Here is a 17,565-nt window from a genome sequence, read left to right as displayed (position 1 = left end):
GCGAACGCACGCGACATCGGGCCGGGAGCCATGCAAAAGACTGAAGATTGTGCGGTCATCATTCCTTCCGTAACGCGCAATGCGCGTACCCAAAAGGACGAAACCGGCAGCAAAGGCCGGCCGGGCGGGACTCGGGCGCTGACCATGTGGGATGGCAGCCAGCGCGGCCCGGCGGGATCAGAAACTTCCCTCGCCGGTATTACCCGGATCGGGTGCGAAGGGTCTTTCTCAGCCTCGCCGCGCCGCCTGGAACATCTGCCGGCCGCGCACGAAGCACCCCTGTTTCGTCGTCGGCCATTAGACCATAAAAGCGGAAAGCGCCGCAAACTGTCCCCTTGCGGCAAATTCGCCGTTGCGCTGCGCCGCTCTGGCACAATGCCCGCAGGCCGGCCGCACGAGCGGCCGGTTGCCGCGTCACCGCCGGCCCTTAAGTGCCGTTTAAGACGCGCGGGCGACCATCCGGACGCCCGCCGTCAGTCGGCGCCGCGCCCCGGCATGCCGTATCGCGGCGCGCGCCCGGCTTCGCCCGGCCCGCGCGCCGGCTACTCATCAGGAAGCACATGACCCAATCGATCGATCCCGTCCGCTCCGCCGCCTCCGATGCGCCGCAGGACGAGCGCCCGGTATCCGCATGGAGCCTCATCAAGCCCTACTGGGTGTCGTCCGAATGGAAATTCGCGTGGGGCCTGCTGGTCACGATCATCGCGATCAACCTCTGCGTGGTCTGGATCAACGTCCGGCTGAACAAGTGGAACGCCGAGTTCTACAACGCGCTGCAGTCGAAGGACGTCCACGACTTCCCGAACCTGCTGATGCAGTTCTCCGCGCTCGCGTTCGGCTTCATCATCCTCGCCGTGTACGGCCGCTACCTGCGGCAGATGCTCGGCTTCCGCTGGCGCCAGTGGCTCACCGACCGTTTTCTCGGCCAGTGGCTCGGCGATCGCGCGTTCTACCGGATCGAGCGTGACCGCCTCGCGGACAACCCCGACCAGCGGATCACCGACGACCTCCAGTCGTTCGCGACCACGACGCTCGCGCTGTCGCTCGACCTGCTGTCGACGGTCGTCACGCTCGTGTCGTTCATCACGATCCTGTGGTCGCTCGCCGGTGCGCTGACGTTCACGCTCGGCGCCACGCCGATCTCGATTCCCGGCTACATGGTGTGGGCGGCTGCGCTGTACGCGGTGATCGGCTCGCTGATCATCCAGAAGGTCGGCCATCCGCTCGTGTCGATCAACTACCAGCAGCAGCGCGTCGAGGCCGACTTCCGCTTCGGGCTGATCCGCGTGCGCGAGAACGCCGAGCAGATCGCGTTCTACGACGGCGAGAAAACCGAGACCGGCAACGCGCAAACGCTGTTCATGCGCATCCGCGACAACTGGTGGCGCGTGATGAAGTACACGAAGCGCCTCACGTTCGTGCTGAGCTTCTACGGGCAGATCGCGATCATCTTCCCGCTCGTCGTCGCCGCGCCGCGCTATTTCGCGGGCGCGTTCTCGTTCGGCGTGCTGATGCAGATCTCGTCCGCGTTCGGCACCGTCAGCGATTCGTTCTCGTGGTTCATCAACAGCTACTCGACCCTCGTCGAATGGCGCGCCACCGTCAACCGTCTGCGCGAATTCAAGCGCGTGATGGGCACGTCGCACCTGAAGGAAAGCCTGTCGCCCGCGACCGAGCACGGCGGCATCAACCTGCACTATGTCGATGCGGCGAAACTGTCGACGTCGTCGCTCAAGCTCGCGCTGCCGAACGGCAATGCGCTCGCGAACATCGGCAGCGTGACGATCGAGCCCGGTTCGCGCTGGCTCGTGATCGGCAAGTCGGGTTCCGGCAAGAGCACGTTCATGCGTGCGCTCGCAGGGCTGTGGCCGTTCGGCGACGGCGCGATCGACGCGCCGGTCGGCGCGCGGATGATGTTCGTGCCGCAGACGAGCTATCTGCCGATCGGCTCGTTGAAAGCCGCGCTCACCTATCCGGCGACGCCCGACACGTTCAGCGACGACGCATGCCGCGACGCGCTGCGCGCATGCCGCCTCGAGGATTACGTCGAGCGCCTCGACGAAACCGCGCACTGGACGCGCGTGCTGTCGCCGGGCGAGCAGCAGCGTCTTGCCGGCGCACGCGTGCTGCTGCACAAGCCCGACTTCCTGTTCCTCGACGAAGCAACCAGCGCGCTGGACGCCGACAACGAGGCACGCCTGTACCACCTGTTCGCCGAACGGCTGCCGAAGGCCGCGATCGTCAGCATCGCGCACCGCGAGTCGCTGGCCGCGTTCCATGTCGGCACGATCCACGTCGAGCGCGTATACGACAGCGACAAGGTCGCCGCGTGAACGCACGCGCCGCGCACATTGCGCGAATCGCGCTGATCACCGGCGCAGGCTCGGGGATCGGCGCGGCGCTCGCGCGGCGGCTCGCGGCACCCGGCATCGCGCTGGCGCTGCACGCGCGCGGCGCCGACGACGCGGCGCGGGCCCGGCTCGCCGACGTCGAGCACGCCTGCACGGCGGCCGGCGCGGAGTGCGTCACGCTCACCGGCGATCTCGCCGAGCCGGGCGTCGCAGCCACGCTCGTCGATGCAACCGCCGCGTGCTTCGGCGGGCTCGACCAGCTCGTCGCGAATGCGGGCTTCGCCGTGCGGCAGGCCTTTTCCGATCTTTCCGCGGATGCGCTCGCGTCCGCCTTCGCGGCGATGCCCTGCGCGTTCTCGGCGCTCGCGGGCCGCGCGCGGCCGCTGCTCGAAGCGTCGGCCGCGCCGCGGATCGTCGCGGTCAGTTCGTTCGTCGCGCACCGCTACCGCGCCGACGCACCGTTCGCGGCCACCGCCGCCGCGAAAGCCGCGCTCGAATCGCTGGTGCGCACCGCGGCCGTCGAATTCGCCGCGCGCGGCATCACCGTCAACGCGGTCGCGCCGGGCTTCACGCGCAAGGACCACGGGCCGAGCGCCGGCAATACCGCCGCATGGGCGCAGGCCGAACAGGCGACACCGCTAGGCCGGATCGCCGAACCCGACGACGTCGCCGCACTGATCGCCTTCCTGTTGTCGGACGCAGCGCGGCAGATCACCGGCCAGGTCATCCATGTCGACGGCGGCCTGACGCTCTGACGCGGCGTCGCCCCTCCTTCCCGCATACGCGCCTTCCCGCACGAACCTGCATCGGCCTTTTTGGCCGGCCGCATCGCGACCGTAAAATAACCGCCACGCGGCAGCGCGATACGAGACAACAGGGGGCGGCAAGCATGCAGGCATTCCAGTGGTTCAACGAATTGTCGTCGCGCGAGCGCAAGACGCTGTACGCCGGATTCGGCGGCTACGCGGTCGATGCGTTCGACTTCATGATCTACTCGTTCCTGATCCCGACGCTGATCGCCACGTGGGGGATGACGAAGAGCGAGGCCGGGATGATCGCGACGAGTTCGCTGATCTCGTCGGCAGTCGGCGGCTGGGTCGCCGGCATCCTCGCCGACCGCTACGGCCGCGTGCGCGTGCTGCAGTGGACGATCGCGACGTTCGCACTGTTCACGTGCCTGTCCGGTTTCACGCATTCGTTCTGGCAGTTGCTCGCGACGCGCACGCTGCAGGGCTTCGGTTTCGGCGGCGAATGGTCGGTCGTGACGATCATGATGGCCGAGACGATCCGCTCGCCCGAGCATCGCGCGAAGGCCGTCGGCACCGTGCAAAGCAGCTGGTCGTTCGGCTGGGCTGCGGCCGCGATCCTGTACTGGGCGTTCTTCGCGCTGCTGCCCGAGCAGGTCGCGTGGCGCACGTGCTTCTGGATCGGCATCGTGCCCGCGCTGTGGATCCTGTACATCCGCCGCAACGTCAGCGATCCCGACATCTATACGGCCACGCGCCGCGCGCGCGACGAAGGCCGCATATCGGGCCACTTCCTCGAGATCTTCTCGTCGCCGCACCTGCGCGCGACGCTGTTCGGCAGCGCGCTGTGCACCGGAATGCTCGGCGGCTACTACGCGATCACGACCTGGCTGCCCACCTACCTGAAAACCGTCCGCCACCTGTCCGTGTTCAACACGAGCGGTTATCTCGTCGTGCTGATCGTCGGCTCGTTCGTCGGTTACGTGGTCGGCGCGATCCTGTCCGACCGGCTCGGCCGCCGCGCGTCGTTCATCCTGTTCGCGATCGGCTCGTTCTCGCTCGGCATGGCTTACACGATGCTGCCGATCACCGATACCGCGATGCTGCTGCTCGGCTTCCCGCTCGGCATCGTCGTGCAGGGGATCTTCGCGGGCGTCGGCGCGTATCTGTCGGAGCTGTATCCGGGCGCGATCCGCGGCTCGGGCCAGGGCTTCTGCTACAACCTCGGCCGCGGGCTCGGCTCGTTCTTCCCGATCCTCGTCGGCTCGCTGTCGCAGTCGATGTCACTCGTGAAGGCGATCGGCCTCGTCGCGGGCGGCGGCTACCTGCTCGTGATCGTCGCCGCGCTCGTGCTGCCGGAAACGCGCGGCAAGTCGCTCGTCGACGATCCGGCCGTCGCGTCGTGAGCGCCTTCTTCGTTCCGGAAACCGCATGCACGTGATCGTTCTCGGCGCCGGCGTGATCGCCGTCACCACCGCGTGGCACCTGCGCGAAGCAGGCTGCGACGTCACCGTGATCGAACGCGAGGCCGATGTCGCGCAGGCGACGAGCCTCGGCAATGCGGGCGTGATCGCGCCCGGCTACGTGACGCCGTGGGCCGCGCCGGGGATGCCCGGCAAGATCCTCAAGTACCTGTTCAAGCCCGCGTCGCCGCTGATCTTCCGGCCGACGCTCGACGCCGCGCAGTGGCGCTGGATCGCGCGCTGGCTGCGCGAATGCGAGTTCGAGCGGTTCCGCGTGAACAAGCAGCGGATGCAGCGCATCGCGTATTACAGCCGCGCGTGCCTGCATGCGTTTCGCGACCGTTATCCGTTCGACTACGGCGCGAGCCGCGGCTACCTGCAACTGTTGCGCGGCACATTCGACGTCGAGATGGTGCAGCCCGCACTGAAGGTGCTGCGCGACGCCGGCATCGCGTTTCGCGAACTCGACGCGGCCGGCTGCACGGCGATCGAGCCGGGCCTGCGCTGGGCACGGCAGGCGCCCGTTGGCGGCATCTACCTGCCCGACGACGAAGCCGGCGACTGCGCGCGCTTCACGCGTGAGCTGCGTGCATTGTGCGAAGCGAACGGCGTGGCGTTCCGCTTTCGCACCGAAATCCGCTCGCTCGACGTCGCCAGCGGCAAGGTGCGCGGCGTGCGGGTCGAATCGGTCGAAGAAGGTGCCGCCGCACGTGGCGAGGTCCCGCTCGCTGCCGACGCGATCGTCGTCGCGCTCGGCGTCGACAGTGCGGGCCTGCTGCGGCCGCACGGCATCGACGTGCCGCTGTATCCGGTGAAAGGCTATTCGGCGACGCTCGCGGTCGTCGACGATGAAAAGGCGCCGCGCGCCGCGCTGATGGACGAATCGCTGAAGACGGCGATCACGCGCTTCGGCCCGACGCTGCGCGTCGCGGGCACCGCGGAACTCGGCAACCGGCACGCGGCGCTGCGGCAGCAGGCGCTCGATACGCTGATGAAGGTGCTCGACGACTGGTTCCCGCACGCGGCCGATCGCGCGTCGGCACGCTTCTGGGTCGGCCGCCGGCCGATGACGCCCGACGGGCCGCCGCTGCTCGGCGCGAGCGGGATCGACGGGCTCTGGCTCAACGTCGGCCACGGCTCGACAGGCTGGGCAATGTCGATGGGTTCGGGAAAGGTGGTCGCCGATCTCGTTACCGGGCGCGAGCCGGAGATCGATCTGTCGGGCCTGACGCTCGCGCGCTACGACCGGTAGGCTCGGCACCGGGCGACACCGCTGGCGCAATACTCGCAGTGCGCGGCCATCGCCATGCCTCGCGAGCGCCGCTCACCGCGCCGCCCGGCCTTCCGCCCACGCGATCGGCGCCGATACGATCGGCCGATGCGACACACCCTCGTGCGACAGCCGGCTTTCGAACAGCGTCAACGCTTCGACGCGCAGCACGACCGGCCGCCCTGGCGCGCCGCCGTGCGCAGGCTGTCCGACCGCATTGCGCGGCAGCCGCGCAAGCGTCACGTGCGGCCTGAACGGCCGCCGGTCGACCGGCACACCGAACTCGCCCAGCAGCGCCGCCAGCCCCGAATTCAGCGCGACGCAGGCGGGATCGGCCTCGAGTTCCGCGACGATCAGCCTCGCGCGCGGCAGGCTCGGCCACCACGCGATCCGCTCGACCGGCAGCAGCGGCAGCGCATGTGCGGCCGCGAGCGCGGGCAGGCGCGCGGCCAGCGCGTCGCAACGGTCGCGTTCGATCGCGCCGATGAACGCGAGCGTCATGTGCAGGTGCGCGGGCAGCGTGCGCCGCGCACCGCGGGTAACCGGCAACGCGTGCAGCGCGTCGCGCGAAGCCGCATCGGGCACCAGCGCGACGAATGCACGGAGCCGGTCGCCGTTCATGACTCGCTCACCGCGGCACGCGGCGCGCTCGCCGCGTCGGCCGAAGCGGGACGCTGCGGCAGCGGGCCGTGCTCGCCCCACACGTCGGCCGGCAGCACGCGCGCGAGCTCGGGGATCGTGTTGCGCGTGAACACCGGATCGGCGATGCCTGCCGCGCGCTGGCGGCGATAATCGGCCCACGCGGCGTGCGCATACTTGCCGAGCGCGAGGATCGCGATCAGGTTGATGATCGCCATCAGCCCCATGCTCGTATCGGCCATCGCCCACACGAGCGGCAATTGCCCGACGCTGCCGAACATCACCATCCCGAGCACCGCGACGCGGAACAGCGGCAGCACGCCGCGCCGCTTCGTGATGAATTCGACGTTGCCTTCCGCATACGCGTAGTTGCCGATCACCGACGAGAACGCAAGGAAGAAAATCGCGACGGCCATGTAGATCCCGCCCCAGTCGCCGACGTGGCTCGAGATCGCGCGCTGCGTGAGCGCCGCGCCTTCCATGCCGGTGCCGAGCTCGTACTGGCCCGACAGCAGGATCACGAATGCGGTCGCGCTGCAGATCACGATCGTGTCGACGAACACGCCGAGCATCTGGATCAGCCCCTGCGTGACGGGGTGCCGCGTGCTCGCGGTCGCGGCCGCGTTCGGCGCGCTGCCCATCCCTGCCTCGTTCGAGAACAGCCCGCGCTTCACGCCGATCGCGATCGCCTGGCTGACCGCATAGCCCGTCAAGCCGCCCGCCGCCTGCTCGAGGCCGAACGCGCTCTTCACGATCAGCGCGATCACGTCCGGCACCAATGCGATATGCGTCGCGACCGCATAGACCGCGAGCGCGAGGTAGCCGATCGCCATCAGCGGCACGATCACCTGCGCGACCGTCGCGATGCGGCGGATGCCGCCGAAGATGATCGGCGCGCTCAGCAGCACGAGACCGAGGCCGACCGTCTCGCGGCTCCAGCCAAACGACGTATTGAACGCATCCGCGATCGCGTTGGCCTGCACCGCGTTGAACACGAAGCCGAACGCGAGGATCAGCGACAGCGAGAACAGCACGCCGAAGGCGCGCGAACGCAGGCCGGTCTGGATGTAGTACGCGGGGCCGCCGCGATAGCTGCCGTCCGGGTGCGACACCTTGAAGATCTGCGCGAGCGTCGCCTCGACGAACGCGGACGACATCCCGACCAGCGCCGTCATCCACATCCAGAAGATCGCGCCCGGCCCGCCGACCGTCAGCGCGACCGCGACGCCGGCGATGTTGCCGGTGCCGACCCGGCTCGCGAGCCCGGTCGCGAACGCCTGGAACGACGAAATGCTGCCCGGCTCGCCCTTGCTGCCGACCAGTTTCATGCTGAGGAACAGCGCCTTCAACTGGATCATCCGGAACCGCAGCGTGAACCACGCACCGGCGCCGAGCAGCAGCGCGATCAGCACGTAGTTCCACAACACGCCGTTGACGGCGTCGATCAGCCCATGCACGAATGCTTCCATCCAGAGTCCTTGTAAATAGGGTCAGTCACATGCAGCCATCGCGAACGCGGCCCGAGGGGCGACATGATATGACAGTTTTCAAGGATTATTACAAAACGAAAGAAATTGAAATGCCGAGAAATCGCAGCCGGATGTCATCAGGTTAGACGACACTTCGCGAAAATGCGGGTGACGGAGCGGAGGCCGGCGGTGAAGCACGCAGCGTGCGCTGCCGAACGTACGGCATGGTGTCGAAGCAATTTACCGGCTGTCCGGCGGCGCCTCGCAAACCTTCGCCTGCGCCACCGCCCCTCCAGTCAGCGAAGCCGCCATTCGGCAGGGATGTCGAAGACCAGCCCGGACAATCCGCTGGCGAGCAGGACTCGCCCAAAATGCGCCCAGGACGGGTCGATGGCCGCGAATTGCTCGTATTGCAGGATCTGCTTGGCGATCAATTCAAGCCGAAGGCCGGCAGCGGGCAACACGTCGGGTTTCAGCAGCGGCGGATTCAACTGGCCCAGTGCGTCGACCTGCGCCCCGATCGACATGCTGATGCGCGATGTCTCCGACAGCGCGCTGCCGCGGCTGCCCCAATGCAGCAGGGCCTGGCTCCACATCATCAGATCGCCGGCGGCGCCGGGAAGCGCACGGATATCCCGCACGTCGAATCCGGCCTGCGACACGCGATCCGTTCCGTGGTCGGGATCGCGATGCTTCGGCAGCAGCATCACGCAACCGGTGGACGAATCGACGGGCGTCAACGGCATCCACAGCGACACCGCGCCGGCGCGCCCGTCCGGCAGCAGCGATCTCGCTCCCGCATCGCGGTGCATGCTCCAGCCGGCCTGCCCCGCCTTCGCGCTGACGTGCCATACCCAGAAATCCGGCATCAGCATGTAGGCCGTGGTACCCAGCGCCGCCGCGACGATCTTCTGCAGCCGCCAGTAGGTCAGCCAGAATTCGTCGCACACGAAAGCGAACACCGGCGGAAAACCGGCCTGCACGAGGCTCGTCACCATGTCGCGCATCGCGGCAAGCGGGAAGGTGCTTCGCACGTCGTCGGCCGGCGTGAACTGCGCGAAGCCTTCCAGCGCCATCCGTGCCGCGATCGAGTCAACGACGCGCATGTCGACTTCGATCTGCCGCTGCTGCGCGACGAATGCGTGGTCTTCGACGTGAAGGTCTCGCCCGTGTGAAAGCAGCAGCGCAACGACTTCCTCCAACCGGACGCGCTTGCCGTCGGCCGTAAAACACGGACGGGTGATTTCGGGGGCGTTTTCTCGAAACATGGTGTGCAGGACGCGATCGTGGTTGACGCAGGAATCGACCGTCGATCGGGCCGGTGCCCTGCACGTTGTCCCGTACATGTTAAGCGGCAATCTGCCGGCCGCACCACAAAAAAACCGGGCGCCCTTTCGGACGCCCGGCTCTCATCGAAACCCGCTTGCGCTGTTCAGCTCAGCGCGGCAGTTCCGAATGCCCCATCAGGTACGCATCGACCGAGCGCGCGCACTGGCGGCCTTCGCGGATCGCCCACACCACCAGCGACTGGCCGCGACGCATGTCGCCTGCCGCGAACACCTTGTCGACCGACGTGTAGTACGAACGATCGCCTTCGGTCGCCGCGCGCGCATTGCCGCGCGCGTCCTTCGCGACGCCGAACGCGTCGAGCACGGGCGCGGCCGGCTGCGTGAAGCCCATCGCGAGCAGCACGAGATCGGCCTTCAGCTCGAACTCGGAGCCCGGCACTTCCTGCATCTTGCCGTCCTTCCATTCGACGCGCACCGCGATCAGCTTCTCGACCTTGCCGTTCTTGCCTTCGAGACGCTTCGTCGCGACCGCCCAGTCGCGCTCGCAACCTTCCTCGTGCGACGACGACGTGCGCAGCTTGATCGGCCAGTACGGCCACACGAGCGGCTTGTTCTCCTCTTCCGGCGGCTGCGGCAGCAGTTCGAACTGCGTGACCTGCTTCGCGCCGTGGCGGTTCGACGTGCCGACGCAGTCCGAACCCGTATCGCCGCCGCCGATCACGATCACGTGCTTGCCCTTCGCGAGCAGCTGGTCGACGAGCTTGTCGCCCGCGTTCACGCGGTTCTGCTGCGGCAGGAAGTCCATCGCGAAATGCACGCCCGCGAGCTCGCGGCCCGGTACCGGCAGGTCGCGCGGCGTTTCCGAACCGCCGGCGATCACGACCGCGTCGAACTCTTCCTTCAGCGTGTCGGGCGAAATGGTTTCCTTCGCGAGGCTGCCGATCGATTCGGGCAACGGATCCTTGCCGATGAACACGCTGGTGCGGAACGTCACGCCTTCCGCTTCCATCTGGCGCATGCGGCGGTCGATCAGCCACTTCTCGAGCTTGAAGTCGGGAATCCCGTAACGCAGCAGGCCGCCGACCCGGTCGTTCTTCTCGAACACCGTCACGTCGTGGCCCGCGCGCGCGAGCTGCTGCGCGGCCGCGAGGCCTGCAGGGCCCGAACCGACGACGGCGACCTTCTTGCCCGTCTTGTGCGCGGCCGGCTCAGGCTTCACCCAGCCTTCCGCCCAGGCCTTGTCGATGATCGCGTGCTCGATCGACTTGATGCCGACCGGATCTTCGTTGATCCCGAGCGTGCACGCGGCCTCGCACGGCGCCGGGCAGATGCGGCCCGTGAATTCCGGGAAATTGTTGGTCGAGTGCAGGACTTCGATCGCCTGCTGCCAGTCCTGGCGATAAACGAGATCGTTGAAGTCCGGGATGATGTTGTTGACCGGGCAGCCGTTGTTGCAGAACGGGATGCCGCAATCCATACAGCGCGCGCCCTGGACCTTCGCGTCCGCGTCGGTCAGTGCCGCGACGAATTCCTTGTAGTGCTTCACGCGCGTGAGCGGTGCTTCGTACGCCTCGTGGCGGCGTTCGAACTCCAGAAAACCGGTTGCCTTGCCCATAAGGTGCTCTTCTGTTCGGTGTATCGGGTGGGGGAGCCGCGCGCGGCAGTCATGCGCGCGCGGCATTCGCTATGTCGTTCGTCGCTCAGGCGGCCAGCACTTCCTTCGCCGCCTTCTTCGCACCGATCTCGCCCAGCGCGCGCTTGTATTCGTGCGGGAACACCTTCACGAACTGGCGGCGCGCCGCGTCCCAGTTTTCCAGCAGCGACTTCGCGCGCGGCGAACCCGTGAACTGGAAATGACGCTCGACGAGCCCCTTCAGCAGCGCTTCGTCCGTGGTGCCCGCGTGCCAGAGCGCGCGGTCGACCGTGCGCTCCTGCTCGGCCTGCTGCAGCACCGGCTCGAGCGCGACCATCGACTTGTTGCACTTCGCCGCGAACGTGCCTTCCGGATCGTAGATGTATGCGAGGCCGCCCGACATGCCGGCCGCGAAGTTGCGCCCCGTCTCGCCGAGCACGACGACCGTGCCGCCCGTCATGTATTCGCAGCCGTGGTCGCCCGTGCCCTCGACGACCGCCGTCGCGCCCGAGTTGCGCACGCAGAAACGCTCGCCCGCGACGCCACGGAAGAACGATTCGCCTTCGATCGCGCCGTACATCACCGTGTTGCCGCAGATGATGTTTTCCTCGGACTTGCCGCGGAAGTCGTTGGTCGGGCGGATGATGATCCGGCCGCCCGACAGGCCCTTGCCGACGTAGTCGTTGCCGTCGCCGACGAGGTCGAGCGTCACGCCCTTCGCGAGGAACGCGCCGAAGCTCTGGCCGGCCGTGCCCTTCAGCTGGATGTGCACCGCGTCGTCCACCAGGCCGTCATGGCCATGCTTCTTCGCGATCACGCCCGACAGCATCGCGCCGACCGTACGGTTCACGTTGCGCACCGGCTGGATGAACGACACATGCTCGCCGTTCTCGATCGCGGCCTTCGCCTTCTCGATCAGCACGTGGTCGAGCGCGCGCTCGAGGCCGTGATCCTGCACGTCGACGTGACGCGGCGCGACGTCCTCGCACTCTTCCGGCTGGTAGAACACGCGCGAGAAGTCGAGGCCCTTCGCCTTCCAGTGCTCGATGCCCTTGCGCGTATCGAGCAGGTCGGCGCGGCCGATCAGGTCGTCGAACTTCGCGACGCCGAGCTGCGCCATGATCTCGCGCACTTCCTCGGCGACGAAGAAGAAGTAGTTCACGACGTGCTCGGGCTGGCCCTGGAACTTCGCACGCAGCACCGGATCCTGCGTCGCGACGCCGACCGGGCACGTGTTCAGGTGGCACTTGCGCATCATGATGCAGCCTTCGACGACGAGCGGCGCCGTCGCGAAGCCGAATTCGTCAGCGCCGAGCAGCGCGCCGATCACGACGTCGCGGCCCGTCTTCATCTGGCCGTCGGCCTGCACGCGGATCCGGCCGCGTAGGCGGTTCAGCACCAGCGTCTGCTGCGTTTCGGCGAGGCCGAGTTCCCACGGCGTACCGGCGTGCTTGACCGACGACAGCGGCGATGCGCCCGTGCCGCCGTCATGGCCGGCGATCACCACGTGATCGGCCTTCGCCTTCGCGACACCGGCCGCGACCGTGCCGACGCCCACTTCCGACACCAGCTTCACCGAGATGCTCGAGCTCGGGTTCACGTTCTTCAGGTCGTGGATCAGTTGCGCCAGATCCTCGATCGAGTAGATGTCGTGGTGCGGCGGCGGCGAGATCAGGCCGACGCCCGGCACCGAGTAGCGCAGCTTGCCGATGTATTCCGACACCTTGTGGCCCGGCAACTGGCCGCCTTCGCCCGGCTTCGCGCCCTGCGCCATCTTGATCTGGATCTGGTCGGCCGAAGCGAGGTACTCGGCGGTGACGCCGAAGCGGCCCGACGCGACCTGCTTGATCTTCGAGCGCAGCGAATCGCCGTCCTTCAGCGGAATGTCGCTGACGATCTCGTCGCCGATCACCGACTTCAGCGTCTCGCCGGCCTTGATCGGAATGCCGCGCAGTTCGTTGCGATAGCGCTTTTCGTCCTCGCCGCCTTCGCCGGTGTTCGACTTGCCGCCGATCCGGTTCATCGCGATCGCGAGCGTCGCATGCGCCTCGGTGCTGATCGAACCGAGCGACATCGCGCCCGTCGCAAAGCGCTTGACGATGTCCTTCGCCGATTCGACGTCGTCGATCGGGATCGCCTTGGTCGGCTCGACCTTGAACTCGAACAGGCCGCGGAACGTCATGTGACGCTTGGTCTGGTCGTTGATCAGGTGCGCGTATTCCTTGTACGTCTGGTACGAGTTGCTGCGCGTCGCGTGCTGGAGCTTCGCGATCGAATCCGGCGTCCACATGTGGTCTTCGCCGCGCACGCGGTATGCGTACTCGCCGCCCGCGTCGAGCATGTCGCGCAGGACCGGGCTGTCGCCGAACGCGTCGCGGTGCAGGCGGATCGCCTCTTCCGCGACTTCGAACAGGCCGATGCCGCCGACCTTCGACGCCGTGCCCTTGAAGTACTTCTCGACGAGGTCGCTCGACAGGCCGAGCGCTTCGAAGATCTGCGCGCCCGTATACGACATGTACGTCGAGATGCCCATCTTCGACATCACCTTCTGCAGGCCCTTGCCGACCGCCTTCGTGAAGTTGTAGACGGCCTTCTCCGGCGACAGGTCGCCCGGCAGGCCCTCGGCCATCTTCGCGAGCGTTTCCATCGCGAGGTACGGGTGCACGGCTTCCGCGCCGTAGCCCGCGAGCAGCGCGAAGTGGTGCGTTTCACGCGCGGAGCCCGTCTCGACGACGAGGCCCGTGCTGGTGCGCAGCCCTTGCTGGACGAGGTGCGTATGGATCGCCGACGTGGCGAGCAGCGCCGGAATCGCGACGTGCTCGGCGTCCGTCTTGCGGTCCGACACGATCAGCATGTTGTAGCCCGACTTCACCGCGTCGACGGCTTCCGCGCACAGCGACGCGAGGCGCGCCTCGATGCCTTCCTTGCCCCACGCGACCGGGTAGCAGATGTTCAGTTCGTACGCGCTGAACTTGCCGCCCGTGTACTGGTCGATCGCGCGGATCTTCGCGATGTCCTTGAAGTCGAGCACCGGCTGCGACACTTCGAGACGCATCGGCGGGTTGATGTTGTTCGTGTCGAGCAGGTTCGGCTTCGGGCCGATGAACGACACGAGCGACATGACCATGTTCTCGCGGATCGGGTCGATCGGCGGGTTCGTGACCTGCGCGAACAGTTGCTTGAAGTAGTGATAGAGCGTCTTGTTCTTGTTCGACATCACCGCCAGCGGCGAGTCGTTGCCCATCGAACCGACGGCCTCTTCGCCCTGCTGCGCCATCGGCGCCATCAGGAACTTCAGGTCTTCCTGCGTATAGCCGAACGCCTGCTGGCGATCGAGCAGCGCGGCGCCCTGCGTGCGGCCGGCCGCGACTTCCTCGGCCTTCGGCTCGATCTCGTCGAGCTTGATGCGCACCGCGTCGATCCAGCTCTTGTACGGCTTCGCGTTCGCGAGGTTGTCCTTCAGTTCCTTGTCGTCGATGATGCGGCCGTGTTCCATGTCGATCAGGAACATCTTGCCCGGCTGCAGGCGCCACTTCTTGACGATCTTCGATTCGGGGATCGGCAGCGTGCCGGCTTCCGACGCCATGATGACGAGGTCGTCGTCCGTGACGATGTAGCGCGCCGGGCGCAGGCCGTTACGGTCGAGCGTCGCGCCGATCTGGCGGCCGTCGGTGAACGCGATCGCGGCCGGGCCGTCCCACGGCTCCATCATCGCGGCGTGGTATTCGTAGAACGCGCGGCGGTTCTCGTCCATCAGCGTGTGCTGTTCCCACGCTTCCGGGATCATCATCATCACCGCGTGCACGAGCGGGTAGCCGGCCATCACCAGCAGTTCGAGACAGTTGTCGAACGATGCGGTGTCCGACTGGCCCGGGTAGATCAGCGGCCACAGCTTCGGCAGGTCGTCGGCGAGCACGTGCGACGCGATCGCGCCGGTCCGCGCGTTCAGCCAGTTCACGTTGCCCTTCACGGTGTTGATCTCGCCGTTGTGCGCGATCATCCGGTACGGGTGAGCCAGTTCCCACGCCGGGAACGTGTTGGTCGAGAAGCGCTGGTGCACGAGCGCGAGCGCCGACACGACGCGCGCGTCCTGCAGGTCGCGGTAGTACACGCCGACCTGGCCGGCCAGCAGCAGGCCCTTGTAGACGACGGTGCGCGCCGACATCGACGGCACGAAGTACTCCTTGCCGTGCTTGAGCTTCAGCGCCTGGATGCGGTGGCTCGCCGTCTTGCGGATCACGTACAGCTTCCGCTCGAGCGCGTCCGTCACCATGATGTCCTTGCCGCGGCCGATGAAGATCTGGCGGATCAGCGGCTCGCTCGCCTTCACGGTCGGCGAAATCGGCATCGCATGGTCGACCGGCACGTCCCGCCAGCCGAGCACGACCTGGCCTTCGGCCTTCACCGTGCGCTCGAGCTCCTGCTCGCACGCGAGACGCGATGCGTTTTCCTTCGGCAGGAAGATCATCCCGACCCCGTATTCGCCGGCCGGCGGCAGCATCACGCCCTGCTTCGACATTTCCTCGCGATAGAACGCGTCCGGAATCTGGATCAGGATGCCCGCGCCGTCGCCCATCAGCGGATCGGCGCCGACCGCGCCGCGGTGATCGAGGTTCTCGAGGATCTTCAGACCCTGCTGAATGATCTCGTGGCTCTTCTTGCCCTTGATGTGAGCGACAAAGCCGACGCCGCAGGCGTCGTGTTCGTTTTGCGGGTCGTACAGACCTTGTGCGGCGGGCACCGCGGTGAGCGGCTGCTGGTGGTCGTTCATGGGGACACCGTCGTAAAGGGGGCCTGGAGGCCGTTGAACCATTTTTTGTTGCCGTCATCCCGCTCCCGACGGGAGACGGCGCGGCCGTCAGTGGCTGGGCACGCTTCGCCCGGGCCACCGGAATTCGGAATATACGCGACGAATCAAAGGAATAGCAACAAAAACCGCTTGATCGAACCCTAATTAAATGGATGCTTCGATCTGGTGCCGTTTTATTGGGGTCGTATCGTTTTGGTGCAAAAAGAAGCGGCGCCCGCAGCGCCGCCTCCTCGACCGCCGTTCCCGCGTTATTGCTGGATCGGCGGCGTGTTCTCACGCACCTTTCTGGGGCGTCCGCGCGGCAGCGGCGACACGCGCCGGTTCGCGGTACGCGCCGCCCACTCGCGGTAGTTCTCGCCGCCGAGCACCCAGCCCTTGAGCGTCGCCTGCTGCAGCTGGTCGGCCTGCCGCTCGTCGAGCGGCTGCTCGCACAGCTCCTTGTACGCACGCTGGCGGTCGAACGGCGTGTTGCCGAGCGCCCAGTAGAGCGGATGGTCGGTGATCAGGCTGTCGACGGTGAGCCCGACGTGATGCCGGTAACTCGACCAGCGATAGGCTTCGGGCGACGCGACGAGCTGCGAGCGCACCGGGCTCATCTCGACCACGCGGCTCGCGAGCAGGAAATAGCGCTCGCCTTCGATCACGGTCGCGCGATAGCGGCCTTCCCACAGGGTGCCGCGCCGCGAATAGCGCCGGTTGAAGTGCGCGACGTAACGACGGCCGACGGCCTGCATCGCTTTCGGCAGGCTCGCCTCGTCGCTCGGCGTCACGAGGAGTTGCACCTGGCGCGGCAGCAGCACATAGGCATGCACCGACAGGTGATGATCGCGCGCGGCGGCCTTCAGGCAATCGATGAAGAGTTCGTAGTCCTGGTCGTCGACGAACGCGGGTTGCTGATCCAGGCCGCGCAGTATCACGTGCTGCGGCTGGTCGGGAACGTAGAGTCGTGCTAACCGTGCCATGCTGAATGTCCGTTTGAACGCGTTAGGAAATACCCGGAGGTCCGAAAGTGCGCACCTGCGTAGAATGCCCGTCCTGTCGGTGCGCGGATACGTACGGTCGTACTAATCCTAGGGTGAAAACTCTAACTTACGAGCTTGTTTGGTTTTAAACGCAGTCGTCATAATGAGCACGCCTTTGATCGGAGGAGACACAATGAAACGAAAACTGGCCATTACGGGGGCCGCAGCGCTCGCATTCACGTTCGCGGGCGGTACGGCACATGCACAATCAGCAGGTGATTTCTACGTCAGCACCGGCTGGCTGCACCTGTCTCCGCAAGACAGCAGCGACCCGCTGTTCGTCTACGGCGTCGGCGGCACGCCCATCAACCAATCGATTCCCAACACGGGCGCCGGCATCACCGACGCCGATACGCTTGGGCTCGCCGCTGGCTACTTCGTCACCGACCACATCTCCACCGAGCTCGTGATGGGGATACCGCCGAAGTTCGACATTACCGGCAAGGGTCAGTTCGAAAAGTTCGGCGTACTCGGCCGTGCGTACCAGTGGAGCCCCGCCGTATTGCTTCGCTACCACTTCAACGACGCCAACGCGAAGTTCCGTCCGTATGTCGGCGTCGGCGCGACGTACGTCTGGTTCACCGGCGCAAAGATCACGAACGGCACCTTCGAGAACGGCGTGCTCGGCGGTCCGACCAGCGCCACGACCAGCAACCAGTGGGCGCCCGTGTTCAACGCCGGCTTCACGTACAACTTCACGAAACACTGGTTCGCGGGCCTGTCGCTCTCGTACATCCCGGTCAGCGTGACCGCAACCTTCACGACGGCCCGCCGGACGCCGGTCGGCACCCTGACCGAAACGTCGAAAGCGAAGATCTCGCTCAACCCGATCGTCACGTACCTGAACGTCGGTTACCGCTTCTAAGCGTAGTC

11 protein-coding genes and 1 riboswitch are annotated in these 17,565 nt (G+C 66.7%); of the genes, 5 read left to right on the top strand and 6 right to left on the bottom strand.

Features of this window, described 5'->3' with window-relative positions; all coding sequences use genetic code 11:
• Window positions 1-168: 168 nt before the first annotated feature.
• Window positions 169-291, bottom strand: a riboswitch (TPP riboswitch).
• 269 nt (window positions 292-560) lie between these two features.
• From LXM88_RS06925 to LXM88_RS06910, 4 genes are all read left to right on the top strand, one after another.
• Entirely contained in the window at window positions 561-2,333 is a 1,773-nt protein-coding gene (locus LXM88_RS06925) for an ABC transporter ATP-binding protein/permease (RefSeq protein ID WP_262540460.1), read from the top strand.
• Complete coding sequence (locus LXM88_RS06920) at window positions 2,330-3,106, top strand: SDR family oxidoreductase (protein WP_262540458.1); 777 nt, start codon at window positions 2,330-2,332, stop codon at window positions 3,104-3,106. Before LXM88_RS06925 ends, LXM88_RS06920 begins: the two co-directional genes overlap by 4 nt.
• A 134-nt stretch (window positions 3,107-3,240) precedes the next feature.
• Entirely contained in the window at window positions 3,241-4,503 is a 1,263-nt protein-coding gene (locus tag LXM88_RS06915; protein ID WP_262540456.1) for an MFS transporter, read from the top strand.
• Between the two features lie 25 nt (window positions 4,504-4,528).
• Window positions 4,529-5,812 carry a D-amino acid dehydrogenase gene (locus LXM88_RS06910; RefSeq protein ID WP_262540454.1) on the top strand — a complete coding sequence of 428 codons (1,284 nt, stop codon included), beginning with the start codon at window positions 4,529-4,531 and terminating at the stop codon, window positions 5,810-5,812.
• A gap of 72 nt (window positions 5,813-5,884) precedes the next feature.
• Here the strand turns inward: LXM88_RS06910 and thpR are convergent, their stop codons facing one another.
• From thpR to LXM88_RS06880, 6 genes are all read right to left on the bottom strand, one after another.
• Window positions 5,885-6,451 (bottom strand): RNA 2',3'-cyclic phosphodiesterase, encoded by a 567-nt coding sequence (gene thpR / locus LXM88_RS06905; protein ID WP_262540452.1) that lies wholly within the window; start codon window positions 6,449-6,451, stop codon window positions 5,885-5,887.
• Window positions 6,448-7,938 carry an alanine/glycine:cation symporter family protein gene (locus tag LXM88_RS06900; protein ID WP_262540450.1) on the bottom strand — a complete coding sequence of 497 codons (1,491 nt, stop codon included), beginning with the start codon at window positions 7,936-7,938 and terminating at the stop codon, window positions 6,448-6,450. Before LXM88_RS06900 ends, thpR begins: the two co-directional genes overlap by 4 nt.
• A gap of 296 nt (window positions 7,939-8,234) precedes the next feature.
• The gene (locus LXM88_RS06895; RefSeq protein WP_262540449.1) at window positions 8,235-9,044 is read right to left on the bottom strand and encodes a phytanoyl-CoA dioxygenase family protein; all 810 of its coding nucleotides are present in this window, start codon (window positions 9,042-9,044) and stop codon (window positions 8,235-8,237) included.
• A 331-nt stretch (window positions 9,045-9,375) separates the two neighbouring features.
• Complete coding sequence (locus LXM88_RS06890) at window positions 9,376-10,842, bottom strand: glutamate synthase subunit beta (protein ID WP_262540448.1); 1,467 nt, start codon at window positions 10,840-10,842, stop codon at window positions 9,376-9,378.
• A gap of 85 nt (window positions 10,843-10,927) precedes the next feature.
• The gene (locus tag LXM88_RS06885) at window positions 10,928-15,631 is read right to left on the bottom strand and encodes a glutamate synthase-related protein (RefSeq protein ID WP_262540447.1); all 4,704 of its coding nucleotides are present in this window, start codon (window positions 15,629-15,631) and stop codon (window positions 10,928-10,930) included.
• Window positions 15,632-15,918: 287 nt separating this feature from the next.
• Window positions 15,919-16,632, bottom strand: a complete 714-nt coding sequence (locus LXM88_RS06880; protein ID WP_262540446.1) for a transposase — start codon at window positions 16,630-16,632, stop codon at window positions 15,919-15,921.
• A 193-nt stretch (window positions 16,633-16,825) separates the two neighbouring features.
• On the opposite strand from LXM88_RS06880, the gene LXM88_RS06875 reads away from it, so the two are divergent.
• Entirely contained in the window at window positions 16,826-17,557 is a 732-nt protein-coding gene (locus LXM88_RS06875; protein WP_262540445.1) for an OmpW/AlkL family protein, read from the top strand.
• Window positions 17,558-17,565: the final 8 nt, after the last annotated feature.

Source organism: Burkholderia sp. S-53 (genome assembly GCF_025560745.1).
GTDB classification, from domain to species: Bacteria; Pseudomonadota; Gammaproteobacteria; order Burkholderiales; family Burkholderiaceae; genus Burkholderia; species Burkholderia pyrrocinia.
This window is presented reverse-complemented; position numbering and strand designations above follow the sequence as displayed.